Origin of the sequence: Saccharothrix obliqua (assembly GCF_019375475.1) — a bacterium.
Taxonomy (GTDB): domain Bacteria; phylum Actinomycetota; class Actinomycetes; order Mycobacteriales; family Pseudonocardiaceae; genus Actinosynnema; species Actinosynnema obliqua.
This window is the reverse complement of the sequence record NZ_JAHXGQ010000001.1, coordinates 936,733-951,486: the sequence shown is the minus strand read 5'-3', so window position 1 is coordinate 951,486 and position 14,754 is coordinate 936,733. Positions and strand designations below refer to the sequence as shown.

Genomic DNA, 14,754 nt, shown 5'->3' with positions numbered 1-14,754 from the left:
GACCGTCCCACCGAGGAGGATCACTTGTACGTGGAGCACGCCGTCACCGCGGTGGCGGAGGCGCACGTCGACCTGACCGCCGTGTCGGGCAACGTGGCGTTGATCGGCCGCCACACCGACGCGCACGTGATGGCCGTGGTGAAGGCCGACGGCTTCGGCCACGGCGGCGTGCGGGTGGCACGCGCCGCCGTGACCGCCGGTGCGACGTGGCTGGGCGTCACGTCGTGCGCGGAGGCGTTGGAGATGCGTGACGCCGGGCTCACCACCCCCGTCCTGTGCTGGCTCACCGGACCGGGCCACGACTTCCGCGCGGTGATCGCGGCCGACGTGGACGTCGCGGTGTCGTCGGTGCCGCACCTGCGCTCCGTCGCCGAGGACGCCGCCCGGCTCGCGACGCGGGCCGCGGTGCACCTCAAGGCGGACACCGGCCTGTCACGCAACGGGGCGACGCCCCGCGACTGGGACGAGCTGGTCGCGGAGGCACGCCGGCGTGAACTGCTCGGGCAGGTGCGGGTGCGGGGCGTCTGGTCGCACCTGTCGCACGCCGACCAGCCCGGCCACCCGGCGGTGGCCGACCAGGCCCGCCTGTTCGACCGCCTGGTGCGCGTGGCCCGCGCCGCGGGGCTCGACCCGGAGCTGCGGCACCTGGCGAACTCGGCGGCGGCGCTGGACCGCCCCGACACCCACTACGACCTCGTGCGCGCGGGTATCGCGAGCTACGGCGTCGAACCGCTGCCCGACCGGTCGTTCGGCCTGCGCCCGGCCATGACGTTGCGCGCCGAGGTCGTCAACGCGAAGCAGGTGCCGGCGGGCACCGGCGTCTCCTACGGCCACCGCTACGCGACCCGCGTGGCGGGCACGCTCGCCCTGGTGCCGCTGGGCTTCGCGGACGGCGTGCCACGCGCGGCCGTCGGCGCCGAGGTGTGGGTGAACGGGGCACGCCACCCGGTGGCCGGTTCGGTCAGCATGGACCAGTTCGTGGTCGACGTCGGCGACGGCCGGGCCGACATCGGCGACGAGGTGGTCCTGTTCGGTCCCGGCGACCGCGGCGAGCCCACGGTCCTCGACTGGGCCCGGTGGGCACGCACGAACCCGCACGAGGTGCTGACCCGCATCGGTGCCCGCGTGCCCCGCCGCTACCGGGGCGTGGCCCGTGGCTGACCCGCGCGTGACGATCGCGGTCCTGTTCGGTGGTCGCAGCGGCGAGCACGAGGTGTCCCGCCGGTCGGCGGAGAGCGTGCTGGCCGCCCTCGACCCCGCGCGCTACGACGCCGTCCCCGTCGAGATAGACCGGGACGGCCGCTGGCGCGTCGGCGACCGCTCGTTGGGTGTTTTCGCCGCCCTGGAGGCGCTTCGCGCGGTCGACGTGGCGTTCCCGGTGCTGCACGGCCCGTACGGCGAGGACGGGACGGTGCAGGCGGCCCTTCAGTCGGCGGGCATCCCGTTCGTCGGCAACGGCGTCCTGGCAAGCGCCGTCGGCATGGACAAGGAGTACACCAAGAAGCTTCTCTCCGCCAACGGAATGGCGGTGGCGGACGGCGAAGTGCTGCACGCGCCGGACGATTCCGTGCCGGCGCACCGGCGCGCGGTCCTGGGTTTGCCGGTGTTCGTCAAACCGGCCCGCGCCGGTTCGAGCGTGGGCGTGTCCAAAGTGGATTCGTGGGGCGAGTTGGGCGCCGCGGTGCGCCGCGCCCGGCAGGCGGACGGCAAAGTGCTGGTGGAACGGGCCGTTCCGGGTCGGGAGATCGACGTCGGGGTGTTGGAGCTGCCGAGCGGTGAGCTGGTCGCCGGCCCACCGCTGGAAATCGGGGTCGAAGGGCGGGGCTTTTTCGACTTCGCGGCGAAGTACACCGACCGGGCCGCGGTGTTCACCGTGCCCGCCGTGCTGCCCGACCACGTCGCCGCGCACCTGCGCGACCTGGCCGTGCGGGCGTTCCGCGTGCTGGGCTGCCGCGGCCTGCTGCGGGTGGACTTCCTGCTGGGCGACGGCGACGAGCCGGTGGTCAACGAGGTGAACACGATGCCGGGCTTCACCACCGCGTCGCAGTACCCGAGGATGTGGCGGGCGGCGGGGCTGGACTACCCGGCGCTGGTCGACGCGCTGGTGGAAACCGCGCTGCGCCAGGCGACCGTCCACTGAAGACCGGCGGGCCCCCTGCCAGGGCACGAGCTGAAAGCCCTTCGGCAAACCGTTGGTGCAGAAGGGGAAACACGTCACTCACACGCAGGGCTTCCTCGGCACACGCCGTAGTTTCCGCTGGTGGCAGGCGAAAACGCCTGGTCAAACACGGTTCACCCGATACGGCGTCACCTGCTGCGTCGCCCGGGTCGGTCGACTAACCATGGCTCCCGGCAAGGCAAACCACTACCAAGGAGGTTCAATGCGTACGATCGTTCGCCTGATTGCCGCCGGTGCCCTGTCGTTGCCACTCGCCCTCGGTATCGCGGGCATCGCGTCCGCCGGTGAAGGCGCGGCCTTCCAGCACTCCACGACGGCCGCGGGCCCTGACGGCGCGCTGCTGTTCGAGGTCGCGGCGGGCTCCGGCCACGGTGGCTCGGCCTACCAGGAACTGATCTCCGTCGCGGGCCCGAACGGTGCCGCAAGCAGCCACACAGCTTCGTGGGCGCACGACGGCAGTTGGGGTCACCACCACGCTGACGGCGACGACCACCACCACGGCAGTGGCGCGCACTTCGGCCAGTCGCAGAACGCCGCCGGCGCTCAGGGCGCGTACCACAGCGACACGTCGAGCCATTCCCACGGGTGATCGCAGAGCAAACGAGATCAAGCTCGGGAGCGCACTCCGCGCTCCCGAGCTGCTGCGTCTCCCGGGCCCTCGCACGTACTGTTCACCAGCGCGCGAATTCGATCACGAACGCCACTCGGCGCGAATTCGATCACCAGCGCCCACACCCTTCCCCACCTGCGCTTACGGCAGACGAATAGATCGCCCAGCCGCTTTCTAAAACTTCCTTTACCGCAGCAAATGCGGATCTCCGGGAAGATCGGAATACGCGATCTGCAATTCACTCGTCAGTGTGAAGGGTGCTGCATTCCACCGAATTTCGACGGATGATCGGACCGTTGTGCAGGCTCGAACCCCAGAACACGCACAGCGCCCGGAGAGCAAACCGATCCGGGAATCACCATCGATTTCGAGGAGGCCCCATGTCCCGCCAGATCACCCTCCGCCCGGCCGCGGCACCGGAACTGACGTCCGCCCTGGACGCCCTGATGGCGGAGCCGGAGGAAGTCGTCAGCGACGCGACGCTCTACTCGCCACAGGCGGTCGGTGCGCTGCTGCTCGGCCTGCTCGCCTCGCCGAAGGTCCCCGAGGAGCCGAAGGGCAAGTGAGTCGGACCGGCGATTCGGGAGGGGAGTCCGGTGCAGTCGGACGGTTCTCTGGTGCGGACGTCGCTGGCTGACGCGGCCACCGCGTTGGCACGACACGTCCTCGACGCCCTGGACGGGGTCGGCGAAGTCGGCCTGGCCGACTGCGTGGACTCCCGCTCCGACGCCACCGCGGTCCTCGGCGCGGCCCGGCTGATCGGCGCGGACCTGTTCGCGCCACAGGTCCTGCTCGGCCGCGCCCTGGACCCGCGGGACGCCGAGTCCGTCATCGACTCGTTCGCCGTGTTCCCGCCCGTCATCGAGCCCGTCACGCCGGAACAGCGGGTGCGGGCCTGGCGGGACTGGGCCACGGCGAGGCTGCTGGCGCGGCTGGTCGGCACCGCCGAACCGGCCGTGCCGGTGGACAACACGCCGCTGGACGCGCACGACGACTGGCCGCGCTGGTCGGTCCGCGCCGCGCAGCTGTCCTCGCTGGCGCTGCCCGGTGTGGGCGGACCGGTGGTGGAGGCCGTGCGCTGCGGGCGGCAGGCGCTGGCCCGCGGCGTCACCAGGGCCCTGCTGCGGCGCGACCACGTGACGGCCGCCCGGCTCGCGCGGTGGGCCGCGTTGCTCGCCGGTACGGGCGTCGAGGTGCCGTTGGACCTGGCGCTGCTGCTGGAGCACATCCGGCTGCACGGCGGTGCGGGGCCGCGAATGCTGCTCGACCTGGCCATCGCCCGCCACGTGCTGGGACCGAGGGCCGCATGACCGCGCAAGTCGTCCGCACCGCGCACGAACTCTCCAGCCGGGCACTGGACTGGCTGTTCGCGCACCACGAACTCGGCGCGTTCCCGAGCGATCCCACGGCGGACCTGCCGGACGCGGACAAGGTGTACAAGCCGCTGGGCGAGGTGGCGCTCGCGGCGTCGATGGTGCTGCGCGAGGGCGTGGCGGGTCGGACCCGGCTCGCCGTCGCGCGGGAGCTGCTGGAGTTCGCCTGGCGCCAGATGTACGAGGGGAACCTGCTGTACGAGCGGCAGCTCCGGCACTCGCTGATCACCGACCCGCTGGAGACCTACGCGCACTTCTCGCGCAGCGGCTACCGGCACGAGGCGTTGGACGAACTGCTGACGCACAACGCCGCGGTGAACACCACCACCGAGATGGTGCCGAACCGGCGGATGGCCGTGGCCAACGCGCGTCGCGTGGTGGGCGTGGGCCCGGACGCCGACTGGTCGGCGTTGCTCCGCGCGACCTGGCTGGGCGGGACACCGCCGCCGTGGGCGATCGACTGGATGACCGCCTACCACGCGACGCACACGGTGTTCCACCACACCGACTGGGGCGCGCGCCCGGAGCTGCTGCCCGCGGACGTCGCCGAGTACCTGGCGACCTGGCTGCCGGTGTGGATCGAGGTGTGGGCCGAGGTGCGGCAGTGGGACCTGGTCGGCGAGCTGCTGATCGTCGGGCTGTGCCTGCCCGAGCCGCACTGCGACCCGCGGGAGTGGGAACGCCTGGCCACCGAGCAGCACGCCGACGGCCTCGTGCCGCGGGACGGTGACCCGGTGCCGGAGGACCGCGCACGCCGGTTCGACGACAACCAGCACACCGCCGTCGTGGCCGTGATCGCCGGTACCCTCGCCGTCTCCCGCCTGCTGGACCGCGCATGACGGTGGCCGGCGGGCACCTGGCCGACGTCCTCACCCCGCTGCTGTCCGCCGGACCGGGCGTGGCGACCGCCGCCCGGCACGGTGACCAGGAACTCGTCCTCGTCGGCGGCGTCACCGAGCGCGGCGGCAAGCGGCCGGTCCGGCTGGACACCCGGTTCGAGATCGGTTCGCTGACCAAGGTTTTCACCGGTCTGCTGCTGGCGGAGCTGGTCGCCCGCGGCGAGGTCCGGCCCGACGACCCGGTGGACCGCTACCTGCCGGTCCCGGCGCGCGGCATCACCCTGGAGCGGCTGGCCACGCACACCTCGGGACTGCCCCGCCTGCCACCGGGTCTGCTGCGCACGGCGGTGCCGTCCCCGCTCAACCCGTACCAGTCCTTCAGCGCCGCCCAGGTCCTGAACGCCTTGCGCCACACGGATTCCCGCCCGCCCGACGGCAAGGTCCGCTACTCGAACTTCGGCGTCGGGCTCCTCGGCCACGCCCTGTCCGCGGCGACCACGACGCGGTACGAAACCCTGCTGGCGGACCGGGTCCTCACCCCCCTTGGCCTGGCGGATACCGACTGCTCGCCCACCGACCAGGCCACCGGCCACTACCACCACCGCCCCACCCCGCCCTGGCGGATGCCCGGGATGCCCGCCGCGGGCGCCCTGCGCTCGACCGCGCCGGACCTGCTGCGCCACCTGACGGCTTACCTGACCCCGACCAGCACCCCGCTGGCGACGTCCCTGGCCGACAGCACCCGTCCCCGCGTTCCCCTGCCGGGCAAGGAGGACGACCACCTGTGCCTGTTCTGGAACCGCCGCCACCGCCCCGGCCGGACCATGATCTTCCACGGCGGGGCGACCCGCGGTTTCACCTCCTTCGCCGGCTACAGCCCCGAATCCCGCACCGCCCTGGTGGCCCTGACGAACACGGCTCCGGGGCTGCGCAACAGGTTCGTCCAACGCGCGTACGAAGCCCTCCACGCCCTCGCCACCGGTTGACGCCGTCATAGGCTGCACCCACCCGAAGGGCAGGAGGACGCGGTGACGGAGACGACGGTGGCCGAGGTGATGGCCGAGTTGGCCGCGCTGGAGGACCCGAAGATGCGCGAGGTCAACGAGAAGCACGGCGACGACCACGGCGTGAACCTCGGCAGGCTGCGTGCCCTCGCGAAGCGGCTGAAGACGCAGCAGGAGTTGGCGCGACGGCTCTGGGCCACGGGGGACACCGCAGCGCGGCTGCTGGCGCTCCTCATCTGCCGCCCCAAGGCGTTCGGGCGTGACGAGTTGGACGCCATGCTGCGCGAGGCGCGCACGCCCAAGGTGCACGACTGGCTGGTGAACTACGTGGTGAAGAAGGGTTCTCACGCCGAGGAACTGCGCCTGGCCTGGTCCGCCGACCCGGACCCCGTGGTCGCGAGCGCCGGTTGGGCGCTGACCGCGGAGCGCGTCGTGAAGAAGCCCGAGGGGCTTGACCTCGCGGCGTTGCTCGACGTCATCGAGGCCGAGCTGAAGGACGCCCCGGATCGCTTGCAGTGGGCCATGAACACCTGCCTGGCGCAGATCGGCATCACCCACGCCGAGCACCGCGCCCGCGCCGTCGACATCGGTGAGCGCCTGGAGGTGCTCAAGGACTACCCGACCCCGCCGAACTGCACGTCACCGTTCGCGCCCACCTGGATCGCCGAGGTGGTGCGCCGGCAGCGGTGACCCCGCTCAGGCGGGCACGGTCTCGGCGTCGAACGGCGGGTACCCGTCGCCACCCATCCGCTCGGCGGCGTCGATGTAGCCGGTGAGGGCGTCACGTGACCGCGCGAGCCGCGTCATCTGCTCGTCCAGCCGGTGCAGCCGCGACCGCATGGCGGCCAGCAGGTCGGGGCACCCGAACAACTCGGGCGCCTCCCCGACCGCGCACGGCAGCAGGTAAGCGATGTCCTCCGTGGACAGCCCGGCCCCGAGCAGGTGCCGGACCTGCTTCACCCGCAGCACGGCGTCCGCGCCGTACTCGCGGTAGCCGTTCGGACCGCGCTCCGCCTCCAGCAGCCCCTGGGCCTCGTAGTACCGCAACTGGTGGGCGTTGACGCCCGTCCGCCGCGCCAGTTCCCCGATCCGCATCGAAACCTCGCTTGACCTTCACACCGGTATCAACGTTGACGATGCTGCCATGGAGAACAACGCACCCGTGACGATCATCGGGCTGGGACTGATGGGACAGGCGCTCGCCGCCGCGTTCCTCAGGGCCGGCCACCCCACGACCGTGTGGAACCGCACCGCCGCCAAAGCCGACCGGCTGGTGGCCGACGGCGCGCGCCTCGCTCCCTCGGTGGACGACGCGCTCGCGGCCGGGCCGTTGGCGGTCATCTGCCTTACCGACTACCAAGCCGTGCACGACCTGCTCGACGGGAGCGGGATGGCCGGCAGGACGTTGGTCAACCTGACGTCGGGCAGCTCGGCCCAGGCCCGGGAGGCCGCGCGGTGGGCCGAGCAGCGCGGCGCGCGTTACCTGGACGGCGCGATCATGGCCATCCCGACCGCGATCGGCACCACCGACGCGGTGATCCTGCACAGCGGGCCGCGAGCGGACTTCGACGCGCATCGGTCGACGCTCGAAGCGCTGGGCACCGCCACCCACCTCGGCGCGGACCACGGACTCGCGTCGCTGTACGACGTGGCCGGTCTGGCGATGATGTGGAGCATCCTGAGCGCCTGGCTCCAGGGCGCCGCCATGCTCCGCGCCGCCGGTGTCGACGCCGCCACGTACACGCCGTTCGCCCAGCGGTTGGCCGTCGGCGTGGCCGGGTGGCTGCCCGGGTACGCCACGCAGGTCGACCGCGGCTCCTTCCCGGCCGAGGTGGCGACCCTGGAGACGGACGCGCGGGCGATGGCCCACCTGGTCGAGGAGTGCCTGGCGCTGGGTGTCAACGCCGAGCTGCCCGAACTGCTCAAGGCGATGGCCGACCGCGCGATCGCCGCCGGGCACGGCGGCGAGCAGTACCCCGTGTTGATCCAGGAGTTCGCCAAGCCCCGCTGACCGGCACGTCGGCCGGGATCAGTCCGGGTTCACCGGCACCGGCCGCACCGCCACGGGCCGGGGTTTGGGGCGGTAACCCGCCTCGGCCTCGTAGCGGAGGCGTTCGGCGGCCAGGAAGCAGCGGTTGAGGCCGGTGCGCACGTCCATCGCGTTGATCCCCGTCTTCAACACGTAGAACACGCCGACGTTCACCAGCGCCACGGACAACGCGTACACGTAGGTGTCGTGCAGCGTCCCGTTCACGATCAGGTACGCGAAGATCCACACCGTGACGCTGTACAACGTGATCGTCGGCCCCCACTGCCGGAAACCGTCGAGGCCGATGAGCTTCTGGTGCTCCGGCGGCACGGTGCTGAGCCGGTTCTTCCGCGCCAGCGCGAGGTAACGGGTCGCGAACGCCGCGCACAGCAGGTTGGAGAACACGACACCGGAGTAGCCGATCGCGGTGCCCCACGGCCAAGCGCTCGCGTCGACCAGGTTCACCCACAGGATCAACCACACCGCCCACGGCGCCATGAGCCGGATCGCGACCTCCGCCGCGATCCGCAACGGCGCGCCCGGCAACGCGGGCGAGCGCGCCACCAACGTCGTCACGCCGCCGAGGATGTTCTGGTAGTAGCGGACCGACGCCAGCGCGAAGCTCAAGCCGATGATGCGCGCGGGCAGGTTGGCCCGCACGGATTCCCCGCCCAGCTGGTACCCCGGCACGCGCAGGTCGTCGACGAACGGGATCACCCCGGGCGGCACGTCCCACGGGCGCAACAGCAACTGGATCGGCGGACCGAGCACGTCGATGCCCAGGTCGCGCAGGTACCACAACACGCACACCGTGAAGCTGAGGAAGTAGCTCAACGACGAGACGACCGAGAAGAACAGCAGCCACCGCGCGTGCATCGACCGCCGCGGGTCGTTCAGCACGCCCTGCTGCTTGCGCATCCGGTACACGCGACGACGCCGCTTGGGTTCGCGTGACGCCGGGAACAACGTCCGCACGGTCTCGAACACGGTGAACCGGTCGTAGGGGACGGCACGCGGGCGCAGGTCGGGGTCGTCCACCAACGCGGCCTGGGTGACGTCGAGTTCCTGCTCCAGCACCTGACGCAGGTAGTGGTAGACGTCGGCGTCCTCGATCGGCACCGGGAAGACCAGCAGCCGGCGGTCGGGGCGCACGTCGATCAGGTCCTCGATGACCCGGGCGATCAGCGGCGCCTGCCCGTAGAAGCGGTCCGGGATGGTGTCGTCGCGGTTCTCCCCGACGTCGCCGAGCGCGATCAGGATGCGGCCCAGCGAGTACAGGTCGGCCTTGGTGACGTCCTCGGAGTTGGCGCGCACCTCGGGCGCGACGTACACGCTCTGCGCGGTGTGCGTGCCGCCGAACGCACCGCTGTAGAGGTAGTTGCGGCCGAAGTCCACGAACGTCAGGTCGTAGGCGCGGCCGTCGCGGTCGGGGACGCGGCGGCGCACGATGACGTTGGTGGGCGACAGGTCCTCGTGCCGCTTGCCGGTGCGGTGCAGCTCGGCGAGCGCGGCCAGCAGCGGCAGGCCGATGCGGCGGATCAGGTCCAGCCGCACGTTCCCGGCCGGTGACGGCGTGCGCAGCCGGAACCGCCCGACCACGGGTAACTCGTTCTCCCGCTTCAGCTCCTCGATCTCTTCCGCGAGGGTGCGCCCCTCGGCGAAGTCCATGAGGATCCAGTTGTCCGTGCTCGCCCAGACCCGCACCATGTGGCCGACCGGCCGCCCGTGCTCGTCGAGCGCGTTGTGGTCCAGTTCATAGGACCGGGTTTTCGCCGCGATGACCGGGATGTCGGCGTAGGGGAACAACACGCACTTGAGGGCGAACTCGGTGCGCCGCGCGGTGACCCGCTCGGGCTTGCCGTGCAGCAGGAACGAGGTCGACCCGTGCCGGTGGAACTCGAACCGCGCGCCCCGCACGTTCTCCCACTCGGTGCCGACGTGCCGTTGGGCGTCCCGCGCCGGCGAGTACAGCTCCACCAACGCCTGCCGCACCGAGGCGTCCCGGACGAGGGCCTGGCACACGCCCCGGCAGTCGTGCTCGCGCCGCTCCTCACCCGCGTCGGCGGGTTCCATGGTGATCAGCGTGATCAGCAGGACCGAGAGGTAGCCGAACACGGCGGACTCACGTCGTTGGTGGCCACCCGCGCGACCGGTCTTGAAGCCCTGGCACCAGGTCGTCAACGCGGAGATGGCCACCGCGCGCTCGACACCCGCTTCGAGCTGGAACGACAGCTTGTCCAGCGGCACCCGCGCCAGCACCCGCCGCCAGTCGGCGCCGTTCGCGCACAGCTCGTGGATGTCGCGCAGGGCCTTGACTTCCGTTTCCCGGTCGCCCAACCGCAGGGCGTGCCGGAGCACCTGGCGCAGGACCTCGGTGCTCGGCGCCTCGACGGTCACCGCGGTCCCTCCGGCTCCGGCCGGTAGACGGTCATCCGGGGCACCACGACGACCTCCTCGCCCTCCAGCACCTCGTACGCCACCCGGTAGGCCGAACGCGCGCCGTCGAGCAGCTTCCCCCGGTCGACCTCGTGCCGCTTGACCTCGGGGGTGTCGGGCAGCGGCGCGAGGTCGAGGATCGCGGGTTCACCGGGGTGGTGCCTGCTGCGGGCCAGGTGCGGCCGGTCGTGCAGCCGGTACTCGTCCATCCCGGCGAGGAAACCGCTGCCCAGCCCGGGTTTGACCTTCTCCAGGTGCCGGGCGACGACCCGGTTGATCAGCGGCGTGCCGGAGCGCGGCGGAGCGATCGGCCGGGTGCTCAACGACAACACGTGCGTGCACCCGTCCAGCACCGCGGCGCGGAAGGGGTGGAACCGCAGCACACCGCCGTCGACCGCGCGTTGGCCGCGGAAGTCGGCGGTGCCCCGGATCGCCAGCGGCAGCCAGGTGCTGGCGCGCAACGCCGACCGCAGGTCCGCGGGCGAGTCGAAGTCGGCGACGTCCAGGGTGCTCAGCTCGTCGACGTTGGTGACCATGACGTGCAACCGCTGCGCCGCCGCGATGATCGCCGCGTAGTCCAGGGGCTTGCGGTGCGCCAGCACCTCTTCGAACACGTACTCCAGGTTCATCGGGCCGACGCCGCGCAGGACGCGCCGGAAGTCCAGGAACACGCCGGTGGTGAGGTCGTCGAAGTAGATGGACAGGGGGTACCAGGTGCGCCGGGTGATGAAGTACGCCCCGTTCACCGCGCCCGACGAGCACGCGTACACGTCGTCGAAGCAGTCGGCGAACCCCATGTCCTCCAAGGCGCTCAACATCGCGCCGGAAACCACGCCCCGCAGCCCGCCACCCTCGACCGCGAGCCCGACCTTGTACCCGTCGGTGCGCGCCCCGGGCGCACTGCCACTCGCCCGCCGGCGGTGCAGGACTTCACGCACCGGGTGGTCCACCGACCAATACGCGTGAGTCGCGCTCGTTTTCCCGCCACGCCCACCACTCGGCCACGCCATGCGACAACGCCTCCGGAAGAAACGCCAACGCGGCGACCTTAGCCGATCACCGCGCCGACGAGTCCCGGTTCACCCAATTCCAAGTGAAGGCGAATCAGTGCATCACTCGCGAACCGGCGGAATTCCCAGCCAGGGCAGGTCCAGGGAACTCTCGCCCCGGTCCCGGGCCGCGATCCGCTCGGGTGACCACGTCTCACCCGCCAACGGCCACTCGCCATTGCGCCATGCCTTGTACACCAACCCATCGGGGCCCGGCAGCCGGCAGGCGTCCCGCAACGCGACCACGCAGCGCTCGGCCAACGCGGAATACTCCGCGGCCACCGCGGGCAGCGGCAACGAGAACGACCAGTTCGGCGGGTCGAACTCCGACGGCGGCTCCCAGCCCGCCGCGGTCATACCACCGGAGTCCTCCTGGGAAACCACATCGGGCCCCGCCGCCTGGGCGTGCAACTCCTGTTTCCCGCCGGCGAACTGCACGTACTTGTGGGGATTGGCCTGCCAGTAGATGACGACGAAAACGCGATCACCGACATCCCGCAACGTCCGGGTGAGACCACCGCTGAAATCCGACCACTCAGGCACTTCGGCATTCCTCCATCCGGTAGGCCGCGGTCATCGCCCGCCACCGCGGGACGACCCTGACGCGAGTCGTCCTCGCTCGGAATCATGCCAGTGACCTCGTGGTCCTACGCCTCGTCGTCCGCCGAGTCGGTTCGGGCCTGACAGGCTTCCAGCGCCCAGCGCTGCCGGCCGTAGGCTTCGCGGAACTTCCGGTAGCACGTGGTCAGTTCGGCTGCCTCGCAGGCGTCATGGGCGATCCGCGGGTCGGCGTCGTGCTGCCCCACGGCGATGTCCATGCAGTCGCCGAAGGACCGCGCCTCGGGCGCGGCCGTGGCCGTTCCCGGTGCCAGAACGGCGGTCCCGACGAGGAAGGCGGTGACCAAGGTCTTGGACACGCTCACGAACACTGAAGTCTCCCAACAGGTGTCGAACGCGGACGGTGGTGGAGGACCGGTCAACCGATGCCGTAGATGTTGACGGTCACGTGACCGTCCTCGCCGTTGATCACGTAGGGCTCGTAGTGCCCGCGGTAGGGCAGGCAACCGTCGGCCAGCTGGTCGTCGGAGTCGGCGTCGCGCTCGGAGACGTAAGCACACACCTCCAGGACCGCGTCCTCGGTGAACGACACCTCCTCTTGAGCCGCACCCGTCGTGGGGTAACGCCAACGGGACGGGATCTGCTCGGTGCGGCCCTGGTGCCACAGCAGCCTGTCCTGGTCGGCCAACCGCAGGACGACCGCCCCGTACGGCTCGGGGTCACCGGACTCGCCGGGGTTGGCGAACTCGATCGAGAACACCACCCGCGTCTGCGGCGCAGCCCCGGCCGTGCCGGTCAACCCCAACAACCCCGCCGCCGCGACCACCGCTGCCCTGCCCAACCACCCGACGACCATGCCGACCTCCCCTTCCAACACCGATGACACCCGACCGTAGGCAGCCGACACCGCATTCGCCGCCGCCGACAAGGGAAACCGACCGCACAGGTGAAAACAGCCACGACCGGGCGACGGCAGCCGAGGTCAGTCGGCCGGTTCGACCTCTACCGCGTCGTGCTCGTCGGCAACGCCCTCATCGGCCAACGCCGGCGCGAGACTGATGCTCCCCGCGCCGAACGGAATCCACATCAGCCAGGCGTACTTGTAATCGGAGTCGTCGTCACCGCCGCTGTCGACGAAGTCCACGTAACAGGCGGCACCCTTTTTTACCGGGAGAACGGTGGTCGCGAAGGCGGTGGCCGCGGGGCTGTTGTGCTTCCGCGCGGTCGCCTCGACCGATTTCCCGCCGCTCACGAGCTTCACCATGGGGTTGCGGGACGCGCCGGTGCACTGCACGACGCCGATCGCGAGACCGGAGGTGGGCGCGGTGAACTTCTTCGTGGTGTTCCAGGTCAGCCCGAACGACTGCACGTCGCCCACCATGCTGGTCTTACCCGTGGCGGAGAGCAGGCCGGCGACGGAGAGCGACCCGTCCTTGGTGACCGTGACCCCGCCGGTGAACTCGGCTTTGATCGCCTTGAGCTTCCCGGTGCCGGTGACCGTCAGGTCGGTGTTGTCGCGCAGTTCGGTGTGGCTGTTGATCACCAACGGCTGCCGCGACGGCCCGCGCAAGTCCCTGATGCGCACCTTCTTGCCGCTCGCAATCGCGGTCAGGTCGCCCTGCACGGTGACGCCATCGGTCTGGAGGCCGTTCTTGATCACCAACTCCTCGCCCGACGGCCCTTGCAGCTCCCTGATGCGCACGACCTTCCCGTCGCCGACCGCGGACACGTTCCCCTTCGCCGTCAGCCCACCGGTTCCGGTGATGATCGAAGCGCTGGTGTCCGACTGGTCGAGGCTGTTGGTGACCTTGATCGGGGACCCGGCGCCGGACAGGGTGCGGATGGTCAGCGCCTTGGCGGTGTCCACGACCAGGTTGCTGACCACCTTGTCCGCCACCCCGAGCGTATGGACGCGGATGTCCGGTTCGGCGACCCGCACGTGGGTGGTCTGGTAGAGGTCCTTTTCCCCCAGAGTGGCCTTGAGGGTGAAGTTCGTGGCCTCCACCAGCGGTGGTGAGGTCCAGGTGCCGCCGGGGTTGGTCAGCTTCGGGCACTGGTCACCCTCCTGGTCCCGGTAGTACATCGTGTACTCGGCGTTCGTGGACCCCTCCCAGTGGAGTTTGACCTTTTCACCGCGGGCAATGATGGTTTTTTCGGGCCGCAACGAGTGCAGGAAGAACACGTCGTCGCGCTTGACCACCTCGACGCGCCCCTCGCGCTCGGTCCAGTCCCCACCGGCGGTCTTGGTCCGCTCGCCCACGACGATCGACACCGGACCCACCGCGCCGTTGACCTCGATGCCGGACAGCTTGACGTCCAACTGCCACGTGCCGTCGAACGTCGCGTCGTCGTCCGGGACGAGCGTGTACTCGGTCCGGTTCGGGTCGGTGGAATCCCGGGCGATGTTCCACTTCTTCCCGGTGCCGTCGATGACCACACCCGTGGACGGGTTGATCCGCTGCGGATCACCGGTCAACGCGGTGGCCTGCCGGCCGGTGGGTATCGAGATCCGCAGCTCCGAACAGTCGATCGGCCAACTGGCGGCGGGGTCCTTCTCCTTGCCGTAGACGAGGGTCAGCGTGGCGTAGGAGGGCTCCGCGAAGGTGCTCACCATCACGGGGTTCGGGTCGGTCGCCAGGACGGGCTTGATCAAGTTGTTGTCTGCCAACGGAACGCT

16 protein-coding genes are annotated in these 14,754 nt (G+C 70.8%); 9 read left to right on the top strand and 7 right to left on the bottom strand.

The window, feature by feature from the left end:
- The first annotated feature begins 24 nt into the window (after positions 1-24).
- The 8 genes from alr (at position 25) to KZQ38_RS04580 (ending at position 6,695) form a co-directional block, all read left to right on the top strand.
- Complete coding sequence (gene alr / locus KZQ38_RS04615) at positions 25-1,161, top strand: alanine racemase (RefSeq protein WP_257900595.1); 1,137 nt, start codon at positions 25-27, stop codon at positions 1,159-1,161.
- Positions 1,154-2,140, top strand: coding sequence for a D-alanine--D-alanine ligase family protein (locus KZQ38_RS04610; protein ID WP_219438670.1), 987 nt, complete (start codon positions 1,154-1,156; stop codon positions 2,138-2,140). The genes alr and KZQ38_RS04610 overlap by 8 nt, the downstream gene beginning before the upstream one ends.
- A 241-nt stretch (positions 2,141-2,381) precedes the next feature.
- Positions 2,382-2,768: a hypothetical protein gene (locus KZQ38_RS04605; RefSeq protein WP_219438668.1), complete on the top strand. Its 387-nt coding sequence runs from the start codon at positions 2,382-2,384 to the stop codon at positions 2,766-2,768.
- Positions 2,769-3,169: 401 nt separating this feature from the next.
- Positions 3,170-3,355, top strand: coding sequence for a hypothetical protein (locus KZQ38_RS04600; protein ID WP_219438666.1), 186 nt, complete (start codon positions 3,170-3,172; stop codon positions 3,353-3,355).
- Positions 3,356-3,406: 51 nt separating this feature from the next.
- A complete protein-coding gene (locus KZQ38_RS04595; RefSeq protein WP_219438664.1) occupies positions 3,407-4,099 on the top strand; it encodes a hypothetical protein in 693 nt (230 codons plus the stop codon).
- Positions 4,096-5,001, top strand: coding sequence for a DUF6895 family protein (locus KZQ38_RS04590; protein ID WP_219438662.1), 906 nt, complete (start codon positions 4,096-4,098; stop codon positions 4,999-5,001). Before KZQ38_RS04595 ends, KZQ38_RS04590 begins: the two co-directional genes overlap by 4 nt.
- Complete coding sequence (locus KZQ38_RS04585; protein ID WP_219438660.1) at positions 4,998-5,987, top strand: serine hydrolase domain-containing protein; 990 nt, start codon at positions 4,998-5,000, stop codon at positions 5,985-5,987. Before KZQ38_RS04590 ends, KZQ38_RS04585 begins: the two co-directional genes overlap by 4 nt.
- 42 nt (positions 5,988-6,029) lie before the next feature.
- The gene (locus KZQ38_RS04580; RefSeq protein WP_219438658.1) at positions 6,030-6,695 is read left to right on the top strand and encodes a DNA alkylation repair protein; all 666 of its coding nucleotides are present in this window, start codon (positions 6,030-6,032) and stop codon (positions 6,693-6,695) included.
- A 6-nt stretch (positions 6,696-6,701) separates the two neighbouring features.
- On the opposite strand, the gene KZQ38_RS04575 is transcribed toward KZQ38_RS04580, so the two are convergent.
- The gene (locus KZQ38_RS04575; protein ID WP_219438656.1) at positions 6,702-7,100 is read right to left on the bottom strand and encodes a MerR family transcriptional regulator; all 399 of its coding nucleotides are present in this window, start codon (positions 7,098-7,100) and stop codon (positions 6,702-6,704) included.
- Between the two features lie 49 nt (positions 7,101-7,149).
- On the opposite strand from KZQ38_RS04575, the gene KZQ38_RS04570 reads away from it, so the two are divergent.
- Positions 7,150-8,016, top strand: coding sequence for an NAD(P)-dependent oxidoreductase (locus tag KZQ38_RS04570; RefSeq protein WP_219438654.1), 867 nt, complete (start codon positions 7,150-7,152; stop codon positions 8,014-8,016).
- An 18-nt stretch (positions 8,017-8,034) separates the two neighbouring features.
- Here KZQ38_RS04570 and KZQ38_RS04565 read toward each other — a convergent pair whose 3' ends face one another.
- The 6 genes from KZQ38_RS04565 to KZQ38_RS04540 all read right to left on the bottom strand — a co-directional run bounded on the left by KZQ38_RS04565 (position 8,035) and on the right by KZQ38_RS04540 (position 14,745).
- Positions 8,035-10,431: a protein kinase domain-containing protein gene (locus KZQ38_RS04565; protein ID WP_219438652.1), complete on the bottom strand. Its 2,397-nt coding sequence runs from the start codon at positions 10,429-10,431 to the stop codon at positions 8,035-8,037.
- Complete coding sequence (locus KZQ38_RS04560) at positions 10,428-11,408, bottom strand: patatin-like phospholipase family protein (RefSeq protein WP_219438650.1); 981 nt, start codon at positions 11,406-11,408, stop codon at positions 10,428-10,430. The genes KZQ38_RS04565 and KZQ38_RS04560 overlap by 4 nt, the downstream gene beginning before the upstream one ends.
- Before the next feature lie 174 nt (positions 11,409-11,582).
- Positions 11,583-12,062: a TY-Chap domain-containing protein gene (locus KZQ38_RS04555; protein WP_219438648.1), complete on the bottom strand. Its 480-nt coding sequence runs from the start codon at positions 12,060-12,062 to the stop codon at positions 11,583-11,585.
- 104 nt (positions 12,063-12,166) lie between these two features.
- Complete coding sequence (locus KZQ38_RS04550; protein ID WP_219438646.1) at positions 12,167-12,448, bottom strand: hypothetical protein; 282 nt, start codon at positions 12,446-12,448, stop codon at positions 12,167-12,169.
- Between the two features lie 47 nt (positions 12,449-12,495).
- Positions 12,496-12,954 carry a hypothetical protein gene (locus KZQ38_RS04545; RefSeq protein ID WP_219438644.1) on the bottom strand — a complete coding sequence of 153 codons (459 nt, stop codon included), beginning with the start codon at positions 12,952-12,954 and terminating at the stop codon, positions 12,496-12,498.
- 105 nt (positions 12,955-13,059) lie between these two features.
- The gene (locus tag KZQ38_RS04540; RefSeq protein ID WP_219438642.1) at positions 13,060-14,745 is read right to left on the bottom strand and encodes a hypothetical protein; all 1,686 of its coding nucleotides are present in this window, start codon (positions 14,743-14,745) and stop codon (positions 13,060-13,062) included.
- Between the last annotated feature and the right edge of the window lie 9 nt (positions 14,746-14,754).

Bases quoted from the DNA above. Each gene is read 5' to 3' on its own strand.
- KZQ38_RS04605 (WP_219438668.1), top strand. From the start codon at position 2,382: ATGCGTACGATCGTTCGCCTGATTGCCGCCGGTGCCCTGTCGTTGCCA.
- KZQ38_RS04600 (WP_219438666.1), top strand. From the start codon at position 3,170: ATGTCCCGCCAGATCACCCTCCGCCCGGCCGCGGCACCGGAACTGACG.
- KZQ38_RS04590 (WP_219438662.1), top strand. From the start codon at position 4,096: ATGACCGCGCAAGTCGTCCGCACCGCGCACGAACTCTCCAGCCGGGCA.
- KZQ38_RS04585 (WP_219438660.1), top strand. From the start codon at position 4,998: ATGACGGTGGCCGGCGGGCACCTGGCCGACGTCCTCACCCCGCTGCTG.
- KZQ38_RS04575 (WP_219438656.1), bottom strand. From the start codon at position 7,100: ATGCGGATCGGGGAACTGGCGCGGCGGACGGGCGTCAACGCCCACCAG.
- KZQ38_RS04570 (WP_219438654.1), top strand. From the start codon at position 7,150: ATGGAGAACAACGCACCCGTGACGATCATCGGGCTGGGACTGATGGGA.